Annotated in this window: 15 protein-coding genes; 4 read left to right on the forward strand and 11 right to left on the reverse strand. The window is 69.7% G+C overall.

The features are described 5' to 3' along the window. Positions 1–287 precede the first annotated feature (287 nt). From IEY87_RS28640 to IEY87_RS28650, 3 genes are read left to right on the forward strand one after another with little or no spacing between them, the layout of a single operon-like run. On the forward strand, positions 288–962 hold the full coding sequence (locus IEY87_RS28640) for a response regulator (RefSeq protein ID WP_189141900.1): 675 nt from the start codon (positions 288–290) through the stop codon (positions 960–962). Then, positions 959–2,371: a sensor histidine kinase gene (locus IEY87_RS28645; protein ID WP_189141901.1), complete on the forward strand. Its 1,413-nt coding sequence runs from the start codon at positions 959–961 to the stop codon at positions 2,369–2,371. Before IEY87_RS28640 ends, IEY87_RS28645 begins: the two co-directional genes overlap by 4 nt. Further along, a complete protein-coding gene (locus IEY87_RS28650) occupies positions 2,368–2,874 on the forward strand; it encodes a hypothetical protein (protein WP_189141902.1) in 507 nt (168 codons plus the stop codon). Before IEY87_RS28645 ends, IEY87_RS28650 begins: the two co-directional genes overlap by 4 nt. Here the strand turns inward: IEY87_RS28650 and phoH2 are convergent, their stop codons facing one another. The 11 genes from phoH2 to IEY87_RS28705 all read right to left on the reverse strand — a co-directional run bounded on the left by phoH2 (position 2,875) and on the right by IEY87_RS28705 (position 13,642). After that, positions 2,875–4,194, reverse strand: a complete 1,320-nt coding sequence (gene phoH2, locus IEY87_RS28655; protein ID WP_268241363.1) for an RNA 5'-3' helicase PhoH2 — start codon at positions 4,192–4,194, stop codon at positions 2,875–2,877. It abuts the gene before it with no gap. A gap of 207 nt (positions 4,195–4,401) precedes the next feature. Further along, positions 4,402–5,163, reverse strand: coding sequence for an isoprenyl transferase (locus IEY87_RS28660; RefSeq protein WP_189141903.1), 762 nt, complete (start codon positions 5,161–5,163; stop codon positions 4,402–4,404). Positions 5,164–5,500: 337 nt separating this feature from the next. Further along, positions 5,501–6,010 carry an SCO6045 C-terminal-like domain-containing protein gene (locus IEY87_RS28665; RefSeq protein ID WP_189141904.1) on the reverse strand — a complete coding sequence of 170 codons (510 nt, stop codon included), beginning with the start codon at positions 6,008–6,010 and terminating at the stop codon, positions 5,501–5,503. After that, complete coding sequence (locus IEY87_RS28670; RefSeq protein WP_225277751.1) at positions 6,007–6,849, reverse strand: MbnB/TglH/ChrH family RiPP precursor modification enzyme; 843 nt, start codon at positions 6,847–6,849, stop codon at positions 6,007–6,009. Before IEY87_RS28670 ends, IEY87_RS28665 begins: the two co-directional genes overlap by 4 nt. After that, on the reverse strand, positions 6,839–7,834 hold the full coding sequence (locus IEY87_RS28675; RefSeq protein ID WP_189141905.1) for a TIGR04222 domain-containing membrane protein: 996 nt from the start codon (positions 7,832–7,834) through the stop codon (positions 6,839–6,841). The genes IEY87_RS28670 and IEY87_RS28675 overlap by 11 nt, the downstream gene beginning before the upstream one ends. Before the next feature lie 66 nt (positions 7,835–7,900). Continuing rightward, the gene (locus tag IEY87_RS28680; protein WP_189141906.1) at positions 7,901–8,680 is read right to left on the reverse strand and encodes a TIGR04222 domain-containing membrane protein; all 780 of its coding nucleotides are present in this window, start codon (positions 8,678–8,680) and stop codon (positions 7,901–7,903) included. 63 nt (positions 8,681–8,743) lie between these two features. Next, positions 8,744–10,537: a phosphoenolpyruvate carboxykinase (GTP) gene (locus tag IEY87_RS28685; protein ID WP_189141907.1), complete on the reverse strand. Its 1,794-nt coding sequence runs from the start codon at positions 10,535–10,537 to the stop codon at positions 8,744–8,746. Between the two features lie 236 nt (positions 10,538–10,773). After that, on the reverse strand, positions 10,774–11,295 hold the full coding sequence (gene abmR / locus IEY87_RS28690; protein WP_189141908.1) for an ATP-binding transcription factor AbmR: 522 nt from the start codon (positions 11,293–11,295) through the stop codon (positions 10,774–10,776). A gap of 70 nt (positions 11,296–11,365) precedes the next feature. Further along, on the reverse strand, positions 11,366–12,532 hold the full coding sequence (locus tag IEY87_RS28695; RefSeq protein ID WP_225277750.1) for a C40 family peptidase: 1,167 nt from the start codon (positions 12,530–12,532) through the stop codon (positions 11,366–11,368). 86 nt (positions 12,533–12,618) lie between these two features. Continuing rightward, on the reverse strand, positions 12,619–13,119 hold the full coding sequence (gene greA, locus IEY87_RS28700) for a transcription elongation factor GreA (RefSeq protein ID WP_189141909.1): 501 nt from the start codon (positions 13,117–13,119) through the stop codon (positions 12,619–12,621). A 106-nt stretch (positions 13,120–13,225) separates the two neighbouring features. Continuing rightward, on the reverse strand, positions 13,226–13,642 hold the full coding sequence (locus tag IEY87_RS28705; RefSeq protein WP_189141910.1) for a DUF4307 domain-containing protein: 417 nt from the start codon (positions 13,640–13,642) through the stop codon (positions 13,226–13,228). A 135-nt stretch (positions 13,643–13,777) separates the two neighbouring features. On the opposite strand from IEY87_RS28705, the gene mca reads away from it, so the two are divergent. Next, the gene (gene mca / locus IEY87_RS28710; RefSeq protein WP_189141911.1) at positions 13,778–14,662 is read left to right on the forward strand and encodes a mycothiol conjugate amidase Mca; all 885 of its coding nucleotides are present in this window, start codon (positions 13,778–13,780) and stop codon (positions 14,660–14,662) included. Positions 14,663–14,704: the final 42 nt, after the last annotated feature.

A 14,704-nucleotide genomic window follows, 5' to 3' on the forward strand; every position in this document is an offset into this window, starting at 1 on the left:
AACTTCGGGCCTGGGCTCACGGTCCATGAGCTTGCCCTGCCTGGGGGGGTACTCCGCAACCGAAACGCGGGATTTACTTTGCCTTCTGTTGGCTAACCTGCAGGTTAGCCCGGACTTTCCCGATCGTTGTGATTTTGGTCACACTGAGACGACCCTCCCTTCGGGCTCCCGTAACCGAAGGGAGGGCCGTAACCAGCCTGCCGCAGGGACTTAAGGGCCCCATCCCCGACAGGTCACGGTTTCGTGACACAACCCGGATATATGAGACATGGACTAATAATGTGCCCGTGGCTGGCATTCTCCTCGTTGAAGACGACCCCTCCGTACGCACGGCGCTCGAACTTGCGCTGACCAGGCAGGGGCACTCCGTCACGGCCTACGCGACGGGCGAGGAGGCTCTGGACCACATCCGCTCCCGCCGTCCCGAGATCGTCATCCTGGACGTCATGCTGCCCGGCATCGACGGCGTGGAGGTGTGCCGGCGCATCCGCAAGCTCGACCAGCTCCCCGTGATCCTGCTCACCGCGCGGGGCGACGACCTGGACGTGGTGGTCGGCCTGGAGGCCGGCGCCGACGACTACGTGGTCAAACCGGTGGAGCCGCGGGTGCTGGACGCCCGCATCCGCGCCATACTGCGCAGGGCCGAATCCGCCGCCTCGGACCGCATCTCGTTCGGCGACCTCATGATCGACAGAGGCGCGCTCAAGGTCATGCTGGCCAGCAAGGAGATCCACCTGACGCCCACCGAGCTGCGACTGCTGCTGGAGCTGGTACGCCATCCCGGCCAGGTGCTCAACCGGCGCTACCTGCTGCGCGCGGTCTGGGACCACACGCACGTCGCGGACTCCCGCCTGGTCGACGCCTGCGTGCAGCGGGTCCGGGCGAAGATCGAGCCGAGACCGGCGGAGCCGGTGTTCATCCACACCGTGCGCGGCTTCGGCTACCGGTTCAGTCCTCCGTGATCTGGCTACCCACCGGGTTCCGCGCGCGTCTGATCATCACCTTCACCCTGGTGGCCGTCACCGCCTCCGCCCTCGTCGCGACCATCGGGTTCGAGCTGGCCAAGGCGGCGCTGATCAAGCGGGCCGAGGACTCCGCCGTCGACCTGGTGACCAGGCAGCTCAACCAGATCAGCTTCCCCATCGGCAGGCTCAGGCCGGGCGAGGCCGAACCCGGCACCAGAGAGCTGACCAACCTGTCCCAGGCACTCGACGGGCCCGGCCGCAGCGTCGTCCTGGAGTACGGCAGGCTGACGCACACCGACGGCCCGATGACCATGAACGACGTGCCCAACGAGCTGCACGGCCGGGCCAAGCAGAGCATCGTCACCCAGCGCAAGGAGCTGCGCGGCGAGCTCTGGCTCATCGTCGGCGCCGAGGTCCACCGCGAGACCGCGGAGGCGCCCGAGGCCACCGGGCTACGGGCCTTCGTCTTCTTCCCGCTGCGCAACGACGAGAGCCAGCTGGCCACGCTGCGCGCCACCCTCGCCCAGGGCGGCGCGGCCGTCGTGCTGATCGCCCTGGTGGTGGCCGTGCTGTCGGCCAGGCAGGTGCTGCTGCCCGTCCGGCGGCTCAGCGCGGCCGCTCAGGCGCTCGGCCAGGGCCGCCTGGACACCCGCCTGCCGGTGCACGGACAGGACGAGCTCGCCGAGCTCACGTCCCGGTTCAACGACGCGGCGGCGGCGTTGGAGCTGAGCGTGTCGGAGCTGCGCTCGCTGGAGGCGATGTCCCGCAGGTTCGTCGCCGACGTCTCGCACGAGCTGCGCACCCCGCTCACCGCGATGACGGCCGTGGCGGACATGCTCTCGGAGGAGGCCGACCGGCTGCCGCCCGCGCCCGCCGAGGCGGTGCGGCTGGTGCTGCACGAGATCGAGCGGCTGCGCGAACTGGTCGAGCACCTCATCGAGGTGAGCCGCTTCGACGCGGGCACGGCCACCCTCAACCTGGAGCCGGTCAACGTGTCCGACGCCATCCAGGAATGCCTGGAGGTGCGCGGCTGGAGCGAGCAGGTCCAGGTCAGCTCCTCCCGGAGCCTGACCGTCACCCTCGACCTGAGCAGGTTCGACGTCATCGTGGCCAACCTGGTCGGCAACGCGATCAAGCACGGCGGCCCCCCGGTGAAGGTCAGCGCGAGAGCCACGCAGAACGGCCTGGAGGTGAAGGTGCGCGACCACGGCCAGGGCATCCCGGCGGCGGCGATGCCGTACGTGTTCGACCGCTTCTACAAGGCGGGCGCGGGCCGCTCCCGCAGTCAGGGCAGCGGCCTGGGGCTGGCCATCGCGCGCGCCAACGTGCACCTGCACGGCGGCACGATCTCCGTACGGGCGCAGAGTCCCGGCACGCTCTTCACGGTCTGGCTCCCGCACGCATGAGCAGGAGACCCGCGCTCGCGGTGGCCGCGCTGCTCCTGGCGGCGGCGTGCGGCATCTCCCCCACCGACGTGATGGAGCGGGGCGGCCCGCCCGTCGTCCGGGTGCCGCCCCCGTCCAAGACCATCTACCTGCTCAAGGACGGCGAGCTCGCGCTGGAGCCCGCCGACGTGGACTCCGACTCGGTGAGCAGCCTGCTCACCGCCCTGTTCGACGCCTCCACCCAGCCGCTCGGCGACCGGGACACCGCCCTGCGCGGCTTCGCCTTCGAGGGCACCGAGGATTCGCTCAACCCCGTCCAGCGCGACGAGGTCAAGCTGCCGCGCACCTCGACGCTGACCGTGTTCATCAGGGGTGACGGCACGCTGACCGAGCCCGGCAAGGCCCAGATCGTGTGCACCGCCCAGCAGGACACGACCGTCGAGGAAGTCAAGATCGTCCGCCGGTACGTGGACCGCCCCTCCAGCACCACGGAGGGGCGGCTCACGTGCGGCGAGTTCAAGTGACTAGATGGACAGGTCCTCCAGCATCTCCGTCACCAGTGCGGCGATCGGCGAGCGCTCGGACCTGGTCAGCGTGACGTGCGCGAACAGCGGATGCCCCTTCAGCTTCTCCACCACGGCGACCACGCCGTCGTGCCGCCCGACCCGAAGGTTGTCCCGCTGGGCGATGTCGTGGGTGAGCACCACCCGCGAGTTGGCGCCGATGCGGCTGAGCACGGTCAGCAGCACCCCGCGCTCCAGCGACTGGGCCTCGTCCACGATGACGAAGGCGTCATGCAGCGACCGGCCGCGGATGTGGGTGAGCGGCAGCACCTCCAGCATCCCGCGATCGAGCACCTCGTCGATCACCTCCGGCGTGGTGACCGCGCCCAGGGTGTCGTAGACCGCCTGCGCCCACGGGCCCATCTTCTCGCCCTCGCCGCCGGGCAGGTAGCCGAGCTCCTGACCGCCGACCGCGTACAGCGGGCGGAAGACGACCACCTTGCGGTGCTGGCGGCGCTCCAGGACCGCCTCCAGGCCCGCGCAGAGGGCCAGGGCGGACTTGCCCGTGCCGGCCCGGCCGCCGAGGGAGACGATGCCGATCTCCGGGTCCATGAGCAGATCCAGCGCGATGCGCTGCTCCGCGGAGCGGCCGTGCAGCCCGAACACCTCACGGTCACCGCGCACCAGCCTGACCGACTTGTCGGGCTGCACCCGACCGAGCGCCGATCCCTTCGCCGACAGCAGCCGCAGACCGGTGTGCGTGGGCAGCTCCCTGGTCTCCTCCAGGTCGGCCGTGCCGTGCTCGAACAGCGTCTCGACATGCTCCGCGGTCACCTGGACCTCGGCCATCCCCGTCCAGCCGGACTCGACGACCAGCCCGGCGCGGTATTCCTCCGCCGACAGGCCGATCGAGGCCGCCTTGACCCGCATGGGCAGGTCCTTGGAGACGAGCACGACATCGCAACCCTCGGCGGCCAGCGTGCGGGCCACGGTGAGGATGCGCGTGTCGTTGTCGCCCAGGCGGAACCCGACGGGCAGGATGGATGGATCGCTGTGATTGAGCTCAACCCTGATCGTGCCGTCCCCTGTCGGCATGGGCTCGTCCAGCCTGCCGTACTCCACGCGCAGGTCGTCGAAGTAGCGCAGGGCTTTTCTGGCGAAATAGCCCAGCTCGGGATGGTGCCGCTTTCCCTCCAGCTCCGTGATCACGACGATCGGCAGGACGACATCGTGCTCCGCGAAGCGAGTCATCGCCGCTGGATCGGCCAGCAGGACCGAGGTGTCCAGCACGTAGGTGCGCTTGGCGGGCTTGGTCGAAGGGTTGCTCGAGGACACTGCCACACGTTCTCCCCCGGGCGCCCTAGCGGTCGGGCACCCTGCAGACGAGGCGGGATTCGGACCGGACCCGGATCTGCCACCGCGACCTGCCGGCGGCGCCGGGTTCCGGCCCCCCTTGGCAAGTGTTGGCGCAAAGGCGGGACCTCTCCGGAGTGTCCGGTCTGCGACCGGACACTTCCAACGTTACGTTCTGGATACCCAGATGTCCCGTCAGGAACCGTAACGTCGGTGTCTCGCAGCGTAGTCTCGCAGCGCCCGCAGGAAATCCACCCTGCGGAAGTCGGGCCAGTAAGCCTCGTGGAAGTAGAACTCTGAGTGAGCGCTCTGCCACAACATGAAACCCGACAGACGCTGCTCGCCCGAGGTCCGGATGAGCAGATCCGGGTCGGGCTGGCCGCGAGTGTAGAGATGCTCCGCGATATGTTCGACATCGAGCACCTCGACGAGGTCCTCGATGCTCGCGCCCTTGCTCGCATGCTCCTGGAGGAGTGAGCGCACCGCATCGGCAATCTCACGCCTTCCTCCATACCCAACTGCAACGTTCACAATCAGGCCCGGACGGTGTGATGTCACTTCTTTCGCGTTTTTCAGGACATTGGCCGTCCTGTCCGGAAGCAGGTCGAGTGCGCCTACCGGGCTGATCCGCCACCCCTGCTCCACGAGCTCCCGCGTGACGTCCTCGATGATGCCCAGCAGCGGCTCGAGCTCCTCGCTGGGACGGTTGAGGTTGTCGTTGGACAGCATCCAGACCGTGACGACCTCGACGCCGGTCTCGCGGCACCAGGTGAGCAGCTCGGCTATCTTGTCGGCGCCCTTGCGGTGTCCCGTCGCGACGTCCCGCATCCCCATGGCGCGCGCCCAGCGGCGGTTGCCGTCGATGATGACCCCGACGTGCCGGGGCATGCTGTCTTTCGACAGCTTGGCCTCCAACCGGCGTTCGTACACCCGGTAGACCAGATCGCGCAGGCCCACGGAGTCCCTCCCCAGCGCTGCAGTACCTCAGGTCGGACGACCCAACAGGCCATTATCACCGCGTTTCGCCCGTGCCCGTGTCCAGAACGGGCTCCACGCGACCTTCCGCCTCGTCCACGAGCCCGTCCATGGGCCCGTGCGCGAATCCGGTCGGCGCCGCCGGCGTGCGCACCGCCTGGATGCTCAGCCCGGCCGTCCTCCAGGTCTTTCACAGGGCCTGCGGGGGCAGCCGCCACTCGCCACCCGTGGCCGCTCGGGCACCGAGGGGAATAGCGCGTAATTGACAGCGTAACCGTCCTCCGGAGAGGGTCTGCCACCGGCGTGATCTTTCCTCTGATCAGCCGACACCCCGCCGTAACCACCGCCACCACGCCCCCTTGACCGACCCACGGACCGCGCCGGACTCCCCCGACTGAGCGAGCTCACCGGACTGAGCGAGCTCACGAGACTGAGCGAGCTCACCGGACTGAGCGGGCTCACCGGGCGCGGCGGGCATCTTCCCTTGGGTACGGAGCCAGGCCGCGAAGTCGTCGGCGTCCGCGCGATAGCCGGGCGGCGGCGCCGTCCGGGAGCGGGCGTAGGCGGCGAAGTCGGCGACCAGGTCCTTCCCCGCCGCCCTGGCCGCGTCGGGCCGCAGCCTGGCCACGACGCTGCGGCGCTTGGCCACCAGGCTCCCCGCCTGCACCCTCAGCCGCTCGGCGTCGAACCCCTCCGGCGGCTCAGCCCCGCCGACCAGCGCCGCCACCACCCGCGCCTGCGCCGCACCCAGCCTCCGCCGAGCCTCACCATCCACCCCAGCGCCCACCCCAAGGTCCCGGCCAAGCCCGGCGGGCGGGTCGGGAGTCATGTGGGGGGTCTGGTGGTCGCGGCTCGGATGCGGGAGAGTTCGGCGGCGAGTGCGTCGTCGCTGGGGTAGTGGTCGTCCCACTCCAGCAGGACCCCTGGCGGGTCGGTGCGGGCGCACAGGGCCGCGAGGATGTCGAGGACGGGCTCGGGCACCGAGGCGGTGTGCGTGTCGTGCCAGACGCCGCCGTGCTCCTCCCCGCCGGCGACGTGCACGTACGCGAGCTGCGAGAGCGGCAGGTCGTCCAGCGCCTGGACCGCCGGCAGCCCGAGGTTCACCTCGTTGGTGTAGAGATTGGCGACGTCGATGAGCAGGCGCACGCCGGTGAGCTCGACGAGCTCGCCGAGGAACTGCCCGTCGGTGAGCTCGTCCTCGGGCCAGCCGAAGATGGCGGCCACGTTCTCCAGAGCCAGCGGGACGGGCAGCGCGTCCTGGGCCTGGCGCACGTTCTGCGCGACGACCTTGAGCGCGTCGCGGGTGCGGGGCACGGGCAGCAGGTGACCGGCCTCGACGCCGCCCGCCCTGACGAAGGCGAGGTGCTCGCTGACCAGCGGGGCGTCCAGCGCCTGGGCACAGGCGGCCAGGTGGGCGAGGGTCGCGGCGGACGGCGGTTCGGCGCCGCCGACGCCGAGGCTCACGCCGTGCGGGATCACCGGCAGCCCGCGCTCGCGCAGCACCCGCAGCGACGTGGGCAGGGACGTGGGACGGATGTTCTCGGCGATGACCTCGACGAACTCGACGCCGGCCAGCCTCTCCACCGTGAGATCGATCTCCGAACGCCACCCGATGCCCAGCCCCAGCCGCTCCATCCGGGCCTGCTCCGGCCGGTGGTCAGCCGCCACCGCAGCCTCCGCCGCAGCCGCCACCGCCGCCGCACGAACTGCTGCCACCGCCGCACGAGCTGGCGGAACTGCCGGAACTGCCGGAGCTGCTGGAACTGCTGGAGAAGTCACCGCCGCCGAAGCTGTGGGTGTTGTCGTAGGAGCCGCCGCAGGTTCCCCCCGCGCAGCCGCCGGTGGCCGGCACCGAGTTGTTCCGGGCGTTCAGCTCGGCCTCGGTCGCGGGGTCGCCCATCGCGCCCATGCCGTACAGCGCGACCGGCATGGAGATGTCCGACGCCGCCGTCACCGGCGCGCCAGGCCGATACGAGGTCCTCGCCGTGCGCAGCCGGTCGCGGCCCGCCTCGGTGACCAGGCTCCGCAGCGCCCGCCGTAACCGTCCGTACGTACGCAGTCCGACGAAGCCGGTCACCAGCAGCGCCACCGCGGCCACGGTCAGCAGCCCTCGCGCCATGGCGGCCGGCTCGGGCAGGAACAGCACGCAGAAGAGGCTCACCAGCGCGACGATCAGGCACAGCGCCGACAGCAGCGCCAGGAGTCCGAGCCGGGTGCGGGCCATCCCGTTCGCCGCCCCGGGGAGGATCAGCCCGGCGGCGATGAGCCGATGCTCGACGGCGCCCATCTCCTGGCCCTTGCCGACCTCGTGGCGCACCTCCGCCGCCGGGGTCCCGCCGGGCCGGCCGCCCGCCGCCGCCAGCACGGCCCGTTCGAGGTCGTCACCGGGACGGTCCACGCCCGCGACGGGGTGCAGGAGGCCGCCTCGGGAGACCCGCAGCAGTCCCGTACGGATCAGCACGGCCAGGACGGTGTTGACCACCCGCAGCGAGCCGCCGGCGAGATAGGCGACCTCGTAGGCGCCGAGCTCGCGCGCCCCCGTGTCCACGGCCTGGCGTATGCGGGCGTATCTGCTCTTGAGCGACGTGGCGTTCGCGATCACGGCCGCGATCAACACGGCGCAGACCAGGATGAGTGTTACGAGGACCCCCATAGCCGCCTCCTCTGCATGTAACCACTAGACGACCGCGATCGGCGGAAAGTTTCCCACCAAAAGGTGTCAACCACCTGACCCGCCGCCCCCACCGCAGCCGGACGATCCGCCGCCGAAGTCGCCGCCCCCGAAACCGCCCCCGCCGTCCCCGAAGCCCGAGGAGGAGTCCGAGGAGCCGAACCCCGAGGAGAAGTCCCCGTGGGTTCCGCAGGCTCCGGCGATGTCACCGCCCGGATCTCCGGTGGACAGCTCCTCGGCGATGATCCGGTCGTCCACCGCGCCCAGGCCGTACAGCGCCACGGGGATACCGACGGCCAGGCTCAGCGAGGTCCGGTCGCGCAGGCCGCGCGGATGCCGGCGCAACGCGGACAGGAGCACCCTGCGCCCTTCGTGGCTGACCCGGTCCCCCAGCTTGCGGCGCTGCTTGAAGATCGCCTGGGCGCCCACGAACACCCCGAACGCGGTGCCCAGTTCGGTGAGCGCAGGCTGCTCCGCCAGCGCGTGCCGCAGCTCACCCGCCGTGCAGCCGCCCTGCCGGATGCCGAGGAAGTCCAGCACCGCCTGTTCGATCGGCACCGGCGACGGGCGGGCGCCGTACACGATGGTCACCCACGCGCCGCGTGAGACGCGAACGGCGCCGGCCGTCGCGAGGACGGCCAGCGCCGCGTTGAGCGCGCGTCTCGGCCCGCCGAAGAGGTACGCCAGCTCGTAGGCCGACAGGTCATGACCGGAGCCGCCGGGCCTGGCCCTGCCCCGGGCCCTGTCGGCGGCGTTCTGGGCGGCTCGGTCGGCGGCCAGGACCAGGCCCACCACGCAGACGGCCGCGATCAGTAAGACGTTGTCCACCCCGGCCCCCTCGGCAGCACGACAGGCCCGCCAAGCTAGCCGGGCCCGCCGCGTCGCACAAGGTCAGCCCAGGCGGTCCACCAGGGCGTCGTACTCCTCCCACAGCTCCTTGGGCAGCTGCTCGCCGAACGTCTCGAAGTGGGCCGGGATCAGCGCCGCCTCCTCGCGCCACACCTCGCGGTCGACGCTCAGCAGCGTGCGCAGGTCCTCCTCCGCCAGGTCGAGCCCTCCGGTGTCGAGCGCGTCCGGCAGCAGCCCGATCGGGGTCGGCACGGCGTTGGCCTGGCCGTTGAGGCGGTCCACGATCCACTTGAGCACGCGGCTGTTCTCGCCGAAGCCGGGCCAGATGAACGTGCCGTCGGCGTTCTTGCGGAACCAGTTCACGTAGTAGATGCGCGGCAGCTCGGCGCCCTGGCGGCGGCCGACGTCCAGCCAGTGGGCGAAGTAGTCGCCCATGTTGTAGCCGCAGAACGGCAGCATCGCGAACGGGTCGTGGCGCAGCTCGCCGACCTTGCCCTCGGCCGCCGCGGTCTTCTCCGAGGCGATGTTCGCGCCGAGGAAGACGCCGTGCTGCCAGCTCAGCGACTCGGTGACCAGCGGCACCGCGGTGGCGCGGCGGCCGCCGAACAGGATCGCCGAGATGGGCACGCCCTTGGGGTCCTGCCATTCGGAAGCGATGATCGGGCACTGGGAGGCGGGCGTGGTGAAGCGGGAGTTCGGGTGGGCCGCGGGCTCGTCGCTGTCCGGGGTCCAGGAGCGGCCCTTCCAGTCGGTCAGGTGCGCCGGCGGCTGGTCGGTCAGGCCCTCCCACCACACGTCACCGTCGTCGGTGAGCGCGACGTTGGTGAAGATGCTGTTGCCCCAGAGCGTCTTGACCGCGTTGGCGTTGGTGGTCTCACCCGTGCCGGGCGCGACGCCGAAGAAACCCGCCTCGGGGTTGATGGCGTAGAGCCGGCCGTCGTCGCCGAAGCGCATCCAGGCGATGTCGTCGCCGATCGTCTCGACCTTCCAGCCGGGGATGGTCGGCTGGAGCATGGCCAGGTTGGTCTTGCCGCAGGCGCTCGGGAAGGCGGCCGCGACGTAGCGGGCCTGTCCCGAGGGCGGCGTGAGCTTGAGGATGAGCATGTGCTCGGCCAGCCAGCCCTGATCCCGGGCCATCACACTGGCGATGCGCAGCGCGTAGCACTTCTTGCCGAGCAGGGCGTTGCCGCCGTAGCCGGAGCCGTAGGACCAGATCTCGCGGGTCTCGGGGAAGTGGCTGATGTACTTGGTGGAGTTGCACGGCCACGGGACGTCCTGCCGGCCAGGCTCCAGCGGCGCGCCGACGCTGTGCACGGCCTTGACGAACTCGCCGCGCTGCTCGATCAGGCGCAGCGCCCGCTCGCCCATCCTGGTCATGATCCGCATCGACACCGCGACGTACGGCGAGTCGGTGATCTCCACGCCGAGCTGGGAGATGTCACCGCCGAGCGGCCCCATGCAGAACGGCACGACGTACATCGTGCGGCCGCGCATGCTGCCCTTGAACACCTTGCCGAAGGTCTCGCGCATCTCGGCCGGCGCGATCCAGTTGTTGGTCGGCCCGGCGTCCTGCTCCCGCTCGGAGCAGATGAAGGTGCGGTCCTCGACCCTGGCCACGTCGCTCGGGTCGGAGGTCGCGTAGAAGCTGTTGGGCCGCTTGGCCAGCCGGGTGAACGTCCCCTGGTCCACCAGGAGGTTGGTCAGGCGCGTCCACTCCTCCTCGGAGCCGTCGCACCACTCGATCCGGTCCGGCTCGGTAAGAGCGGCTATCTCTTTCACCCAGGCGGCCAATTCGGCATTGGCGGTAGGCGTGGGAACTTCCACGGAAACAGACACGGCTGCGGCTCCTCCACTCTCTCAGGGCCCGCTCATCATTGACGACGACGACGCCGGAAAGCCAATTGGCGTAGACCTCTGACGCGGCTGTCGCCGCAGGCAGCGGCCTTGACGATTGGGGGAGCCTACCCACCGGGACACGTTTTAAAAGAAAGTCACCGGCGCACTGGTTTAGGCCAATCGGGATGGTCTAAACCAATGCGCCGAATGGTTTAGTCCAATCCGGTGCGGGAAATTCATGCATTCACGTCGGGCCCGGCGGACCGCACCCGGTCCACATGCTGCAGGGCGTCGCGCAATTCACCCAGCCAGGTGTCGGTGTTGCGGCCGACCAGGCGTACACACCAGGCGAGGGCGTCGCTGCGACTGCGGGCCACGCCGGCGGCCACGAGGGTGTCGAGCACCTGGCGCTCGGACTGGCGCAACCTCGTCATGACGGGCACGGAGAGTGTGGTGAACATCACAGTCTCGCCACCGCAGGCGACACCCCAGGAGACCTTCTGCCGGAACTTGTGCTCGGCCTCCTTGGCGATCTCGATGCGCCGCTCCCTGGTCTCCTCCCTGAACCGGCCGATCAGCCCGTCGATGAGGGCGCCGCGCTCGACCTCCTCCACGCCCGCCGGAGGCTCCGGCAGCGTGCCGACGACCGCGATCTCCTCACGGTCCCTGGTGACCTGCGGCGGGCCGGTGAACCAGCCCTGCGGGAGCCGCCCGGTGAACCAGCCGCGCATCTGCGCTGTCATGTCGTCGCTTACCATGTAATCAACATTACACAGTTGCCGAGAAATGGCACGTACTAGAACTAAAAGGTCTGGTACGGACGGACTCTCAGCGAACCTGGGTGGCGGCCTGCGGGCTCACCCTGACCACGCCGGCCAGGTTGCGGGTGTTCACCGGGGCGATCTTCACCACGTCGCCGGTGCGAGGGGCGTGCAGCATCTTGCCGTTACCCCAATAAATCGCCACATGCGAGATGTAGGCCGGATTTGTGGGGTCGTTGCGCCAGAACAGCAGGTCACCGGGCTGGGCCTGGCTGAGCTCCACCTGCGGGCCGGTCACCCACTGCTGGTGCGTCACGCGCGGCATGCGCACCCCCGCCTGGGCGTAGGCCCACTGGACCAGCCCCGAGCAGTCGAAGGTGGTCGGCCCCTCGGCGCCCCACACGTACGGCATGCCGAGCTTGGAGGCGGCGGCCCGTAAGGCCACCGTGAGCTGCGCGGCGGACATGAACGACCCGGTCGGCCAGTTCTGCTGCCTGATCTGCGGCGCGGGCAGCACCGGGTTGACCATGGCCGTCTGGGTGCCCTTCGGCAGCAGTTTCTCCAACCGGTCGCGGAGTCTGGCCGAGTTGGCCTTCGGCGCGCTGACGATCAGCGCGTTGTCGCGCGGCAGGCCCAGCGCGCGGCCGGTCTGCTTGGACACGACCGCGTCCACCCCGCCGAAGCCGGTGGTCGCGTAGGCGCCGATCCGCAGCGGCCCGGCCGGCCCGCTCACCTTGCTGTGCAGCGCCAGCCCGCCGTCATTGCCCAGCACGAACGACACGGCCACGTCGCCCGCCGCCACGTTGCTCCACAGCGCGTCCGAGGCGGCCGTCACCTTCGGCGTGTAGGCGCGGAAGGAGGAAGGCTCGACGGCGAGGGTCTGCACCCGCTTGCCGTCGAGCGTGACACTGGCGGCGTCGGCCACCTCCAGCGCGCGCACTCCCGGCAGCCGGGCGATCCTCTGTAAGTGCGCCCGGGTGAGCGGCTTGCGCGTCACCACGAACAGGTTGGGCTTGTGCAGGCCCGCGAGCGGCTTCACCGGCTGCACCGTCTTCGACTGCGCCATCAGGCTCTGCTGCGGAGCCGGGCGGACGCGGACGGGGTCCGCGGCGACCGGCTGGGCCGGCTGCCTGCTCTCGGCGAGCAGCAGCACGTCGGCCGTCAGCACGGCGACCAGCGCCACCACGATGAACGGGATCAGCTTGCGGGTGTCACGCCGCTTCCTGGTGCTCACCAGGAAGCCGAGGTCCTGGCGGATCGCCGAGGAACGCGCGAACTCCGCCGGGCCAGCGTGGGCCCGGCGGAGCTGTTCTTCGGGGGTCAGTTGCCGATGTACGGCACAGCCTCGAGGATCTCGACGGTGTTCTGGCGGCCGTTGGGCATGCTGTACGTCGCCTTCTCACCGATCTTCTTGCCGTTGATCGCCGAGCCGAGCGGGGACCGTGGCGAGTAGACGTCGATCGGGGAGCCGCTCTCCTCGCGGGATGCGAGCAGGAACGTCACCTCGTCGTCGTCGCCGACGAAGCGGATCGTCACCGTCATGCCGGGACCCACTACCCCCTCGGTCTTGGGGGCCTCACCGACCTGCGCGGCGTCCAGGATCTGGCGGAGATGGAAGATCCGCGCCTCCATCTTGCCCTGTTCGTCCTTGGCCGCGTGGTAGCCGCCGTTCTCCTTGAGGTCACCCTCTTCGCGGGCGGCCTCGATCTTCTTGGCGATGTCGACGCGCCCGGGCCCCGAGAGATACTCGTACTCGGCCTTCAGGCGGTCGTACGCCTCCTGCGTCAGCCATGTGACGTTCTCATCGCGAGAGTCGGCCACGGGTTCTCCTTGCTAGCTAGGGGGCCCTGAGATCACTGAAGGTTACGTGCGGTGAATCGCGAAAGACTAACAAGCCGGCCGCCCGAACGCTTCCCCAAATGTCTCACTATACGAGATTGCAGTACTGCACATGCACGGAAGTGGCCTGGACACTGGTGTCCAGGCGTTCCTTGAGCTGCTTACTACCCTCACCAGCGGGAATTCTTACTTCCCTGCTGCCGACTTCTGCGTGGTCCACGTCCGTGGCCCGGATCCGGCAGACCGCGGCCCTGTCGGAGGGCTTGCTGACGGTGAAGGTGATCTCGGCTTGGGCCCTGTCGACGTCGAACGACACCACCTGCGCCACCGCGCCGGTGTTGCTGCCCGTCATCGACCACATCACATAACCCCATCCGCCTGCGATGATGGCCACGAGCACGCCGATCACGACGTGCACGACGAGCCGCCCGCCGCGTTCTGGACGGTCCGGGAAGTCGTCGGGTGTGCCGAGAACGGGACCGTTCTCGACATCTCTGGTGGCCATGGCGGAATCTCCCTGCACTCCCTGAGCGTTATCCGAGACAATTGTCGCCTGCGGGGGCCACGCCCTCGCGACCGCCCAGCAGAAACTAACCTCTCTGGGCGACTGATCGGTCCCTACTGAGGAGACATCGAGCCCGTGAGTGCACCGCTGAGGCTGATGGCCGTCCACGCCCACCCCGACGACGAGTCGAGCAAGGGCGCTGCGACGATGGCGCGTTATGTCCGTGAAGGCGTGGACGTGCTGGTCTGTACGCTCACTGGCGGTGAGCGTGGTTCCGTACTGAACCCTAAGATGGATCGCCCCGAGATTGTGGCGAACATCGCGGAGGTGCGCAGAGCCGAGATGGCCAGGGCCCGCGAGATCCTGGGTGTCGAGCAGCGTTTCATGGGCTTCATCGACTCGGGGTTGCCGGAGAGCGAGGAGGAGGAGCTGCCCGAGGGCTGCTTCGCCCTGCAGAAGCTCGAGGACGCCTCGGCTCCGCTGGTCGCCGCGGTGCGCGAGTTCAGGCCGCATGTGATCATCACCTATGACGACGACGGCGGATACCCGCACCCCGACCACATCATGACCAACAAGGTCTCGGTGGAGGCGTTCGAGGCGGCGGGCGACCCCGACCGCTATCCCGGCACCGGTGACCCGTGGCAGCCGCTGAAGCTCTACTACCACATGGGCTTCAGCAAGGACCGGTTCGAGGCGCTGCACGAGGCGATGACCGCGCGCGGCCTCGGCTCGCCGTACGCCGACTGGATCTCCCGGTGGGAGGACCGGCCCACCAAGTGGCACGTGACCACCCAGGTGCGCTGCGCCGACTACTTCCAGATCCGCGACGAGGCGCTGCTCGCGCACGCCACCCAGGTGGACCCCGACGGCTGGTTCTTCCAGTGCCCGCGTGAGGTGCAGGAGGAGATCTGGCCGACCGAGGACTATCACCTGGCGCGCTCGCTGGTCGACACCGAACTGCCGGAGGACGACCTGTTCACCGGGATCCACGCCGAGGAGACCACGCCGGCCTGCCACTGAGCCGCCGGACGGAGCATGACCCCCAGGTGGCAGACTGGTGGT

The sequence above is a fragment of the Nonomuraea glycinis genome (assembly GCF_014646515.1).
Lineage (GTDB): Bacteria > Actinomycetota > Actinomycetes > Streptosporangiales > Streptosporangiaceae > Nonomuraea > Nonomuraea glycinis.

What these genes read in the sequence shown, in the direction of transcription:
- IEY87_RS28705 (WP_189141910.1), bottom strand. Translation starts at nt 13,642, where the DNA reads ATGGCCACCAGAGATGTCGAGAACGGTCCCGTTCTCGGCACACCCGAC.
- IEY87_RS28665 (WP_189141904.1), bottom strand. Translation starts at nt 6,010, where the DNA reads ATGACTCCCGACCCGCCCGCCGGGCTTGGCCGGGACCTTGGGGTGGGC.
- IEY87_RS28650 (WP_189141902.1), top strand. Translation starts at nt 2,368, where the DNA reads ATGAGCAGGAGACCCGCGCTCGCGGTGGCCGCGCTGCTCCTGGCGGCG.
- abmR (WP_189141908.1), bottom strand. Translation starts at nt 11,295, where the DNA reads ATGGTAAGCGACGACATGACAGCGCAGATGCGCGGCTGGTTCACCGGG.
- IEY87_RS28675 (WP_189141905.1), bottom strand. Translation starts at nt 7,834, where the DNA reads ATGGGGGTCCTCGTAACACTCATCCTGGTCTGCGCCGTGTTGATCGCG.